Origin of the sequence: Ruminococcus sp. 1001136sp1_2201st1_G3_2201SCRN_220225 (assembly GCF_040924365.1) — a bacterium.
Classification (GTDB): domain Bacteria; phylum Bacillota; class Clostridia; order Lachnospirales; family Lachnospiraceae; genus Blautia_A; species Blautia_A faecis.
In genome coordinates this window covers 1-4,158 of the sequence record NZ_JBCOME010000056.1, presented here as the reverse complement: position 1 = coordinate 4,158, position 4,158 = coordinate 1, and the positions used below count along the sequence as shown (strand labels likewise).

1 protein-coding gene is annotated in these 4,158 nt (G+C 46.7%); it reads left to right on the top strand.

What is annotated here, in order from left to right:
• On the top strand, positions 1-3,952 hold a 3,952-nt coding region (locus tag AB5642_RS15880; RefSeq protein WP_368371747.1), incomplete at its 5' end, for a Cna B-type domain-containing protein.
• Positions 3,953-4,158: the final 206 nt, after the last annotated feature.

Sequence of the window (4,158 nt, the reverse complement as noted above, 5' to 3'; positions counted from 1 at the left end):
GGTAACTCCTGATGAGGCTGGAAACTGGAACTATGTCTTCAAGAACCTGCCGCAGTATGATGCAAAAGGAAAAATCACTTATACAGTAACTGAGAGTGCGGTAGCTGGTTATGAAACAAGCGTAAGCGGCTACAACATCACCAACACTCATAAACCAGCAACCCTCGACATCACCGGAACCAAAACCTGGAACGATTCCAACAACCAGGATGGCAAACGTCCAAAGAGCATCACCGTCAACCTTCTTGCAAATGGCATAATTACAGACACCAAGACCGTAACAGCTGACGATAACTGGACCTACAGCTTCACCGATCTGCCGAAATATGCAAATGGTCAGGAAATTACCTACACGGTAAGCGAGCTTACCGTACCTGGTTATACAACAACTATTGATGATAATTACAACATCACCAACAGCTACACCCCAGGTGAGACCAGCGCGTCTGTAACCAAGATCTGGGATGATGCTGACAACCAGGATGGCATTCGTCCAGAGAGCATTACCGTAGCTCTCCTTGCAAATGGAACGCCAACTAACAAAACTGTTACTCTTACTGCTGCGAACAACTGGACACAGACGATAACTGGTCTTCCGGAAAAAGCAGATGGAGAGTATATCACCTACACCTGGACCGAGGTTAATGTTCCAGAAGGCTACAGCTTGACAGGAACTTCCAAGAACGAAACGGTAACCACTCTGACCAACACTCATACTCCAGAGCTTACTTCCATCACCGGAACCAAGACCTGGAAAGATGCAGATAATCAGGATGGAAAACGTCCAGAGAGCATTACCGTAAACCTATTTGCAGACGGAACTAAGCTTAAGAGCCAGAAAGTAAGCGCTAATGCAGACGGAAACTGGACCTACAGCTTCACAGACCTTCCGAAGTATGCCAACGGCCAGGAAATCACCTACACTGTAACCGAGGATGCAGTCGATGGCTACACAACCGAGAGTGATGGCTATAATTTCATCAACACTCATCAGCCAGAGACCACCGAGATTACCGTAACCAAGACCTGGAACGATGCAAACAACCAGGATGGCAAGCGTCCGGAAAGCATCACTGTAATCCTTCTTGCAAACGGCACAGAGAAAACTCGCCAGGCCGTAACTGCAGACGAAGCAGGAAACTGGACTTACACCTTCAAAGATCTGCCGAAATATGCAAACGGCCAGGAAATCACCTACACCGTAGCTGAGGAGGAAGTAACTGATTACACTACAACCTACGATGGCAGCAACATCACCAACAGCTACACTCCAGGAAAGACCAGTGCAACAGTAACCAAGATCTGGAACGACGCTGAAAATCAGGATGGAAAACGTCCGGAGAGCATTACCGTAAGTCTTCTTGCAGACGGTAAAGAAACCGGAAAGACTGTTACCCTGAGCGTCGAGAACAGTTGGAAACAGACTATATCTGACCTTCCGGAAAAAGCAGACGGAAAAGCAATCGAGTACACCTGGACAGAGGAAACTCTCCCAGAAGGTTACGAACTCACCGACAACAGCAAGAACGGAACTGTAACCACTCTGACTAACACCTACGCTCCAGAAACAACTTCCATCACCGGAACCAAGACCTGGGACGACGCAGACAATCAGGATGGCAAGCGTCCAGAGAGCATTGTCGTCAACCTTCTTGCAAACGGAGAGATCGCAGCAAGCCAGACTGTAAAAGCAGACGAAGCAGGAAACTGGACCTACACCTTTAAAGACCTGCCGAAATATGCAAATGGCAAGGAAATTACCTACACCGTAACCGAGGAAGCAGTGGAAGGTTATGAAACAAGTGTAGACGGATTTAACATCACCAACACTTACACAACCGAGACAACTGAGGTGAAGGGCTCCAAGACCTGGAACGATGCGGACAATCAGGATGGAAAACGTCCGGAGAGCATCACTGTAAGACTTCTTGCAAACGGCGAGGAGAAAGACAGCCAGACCGTAACCGCAGACGAAAATGGAAACTGGACCTACAGCTTCGAAAACCTGCCGAAATATGAGGCTGGAAAAGAAATTGTATACACGGTAACCGAGGATGCAGTTGCAGATTACACAACAGAGATTACCGGCTACGATATCACCAACAGCTATGCGCCTGGAAAGACCAGCGTCACAGTTACCAAGGCATGGGCTGACAACGATGACCGCGGCGGTCACAGACCGAAGGAAATCAAGGTTCAGCTGAAAGCCGATGGAGAAAACAGCGGCGAGGAAATTACCCTGAATGCAGAGAACAACTGGACCTACACATGGTCTGACCTTGACCAGAAGAAAGCCGGTAAGGACATTGCCTACACCGTAGAAGAGACTGGAAAAGCAGCTGGTTACACTTCCACAGTAACCGGAAATGCAGAAGAAGGCTTTATCATTACCAACACCATTACCTCCGTGAAGATCAGCAAGGTAGACATCACCGACCAGAAAGAACTGGCAGGTGCTCATATCCAGGTGATCGACAAGGATGGAAATGTAGTAGAAGAGTGGGATTCCACATGGGAAGCTCACGAAGTAACTGGCCTGAAGCCTGGCGAAACCTATACCCTTCGCGAGACTGTAGCACCAGAGGGATATACTTTGACCAGCGATACCACCTTTACCCTGAAAGAGGATGGAACCGTTAACAAAGATACTACCACAACAACCATATCAGATAATGGAACCCTTCTGGTAGAAGACAGCAGAACTTCTGTAAAAGTAAGCAAAGTAGATATTTCCGATGGGAAAGAGCTGGAAGGTGCTCACATCCAGATCATTGACCAGGATGGAAACGTAGTAGACGAGTGGGATTCCACCAAGGAAGCTCATGTTACCGAGAAACTGAAAACCGGTAAGATTTACACTCTTCGTGAGACTGTAGCGCCAGACGGATATTTACTTACAAGCGACACTACTTTTGTTCTGAAAGAAGACGGAACAGTAGATGCAGAAAAAACAACAGCTGTTTCCAAGGATGGTGTTTTACTTGTACAGGATAAACTGGCAACCGCAGCATCTATTGCAGTGACCAAGAAACTTACCTATATTGGTGAAAATCTGGCAGCAAGAGATCAGACCTTCTATGTAGCCCTGTATTCTGATAAAGACTGCACTCAGAGAGTTTCTGATGTGAAAGCTCTTGTGTTCAAGAATGCAGATGCTTCCACCGTAGTATTCTCAGAGAATATTAAGGCAGGCAAGACATACTACATTGCAGAGTGTACACAGGATGGAACTTCTCAGACGATCGGCGCTCTTGCAGATGGAACCGTCTATGAAGCTGTATTTGGCAATGGTAACTCCACAACAGTAACCGAAGCCAATGGAACAACAACCGTTTCCTTTGAAAACGTGTTCAGCAGCTTCCCGCCAGATGGATTCTACAAACAGGGTCAGCTGACAATTACCAAGAAGGTTCTTGGTGCAGATGGAGGCACCAGAAACAGCAACGAGGTATTCTATGCAGGTATCTTTGATGATGCAGCTCATACACAGCCTTCCCAGCAGGTTGAGCAGAACATTATCAAGCTTGATATGGACGGTGGCTATGAAGTAAGTGAGATCATCAATGTTGGTCTTGCCCAGTCAGGAGCAAAGGTAACCCTGTATGTAACGGAAACTGATTCCAACGGAAAACCAATTGCAGGCTCCGAAGGCTTTGGATATAAAGTTACCGTAAGTGCAGATTCTGTTATATTTGATGAAACGAATATGACAGCAGAAGTTGTCATCACCAACCAGGAAGAAAGCACAGTAACAGAAACACCAACACCTACTCCTTCTTCCGATGGTGGAAATAGCGGTGGCTCCGAAAATCATTCCGGCGGCTACGGCGGTGGCAAATCACCGAAGACCGGAGATGATACCCCGATCGGAACTTATCTGATGCTTCTTCTTGCAGCTGCAATGCTTGCAGCCGAGACTGAAAGACGCCGCAGAAGAAACAAAAGACAGTAAAGCAAAACAAGGTTTCTGACCAGGTCGGAACCATAACAAAGCAAGTACAAATGAAGGCGGTCCGCACACAAAGCGGATCGCCTTTTTGCAGATTCACTTTAGTTTTCTGCTCAATTAAGGAAAACTACAGTAAGCGCAAAATAATTCGACGGATTGTGTTGCCCTAAAAATCAATCCATAATAATCATTAGAGAATGCAAGCATTT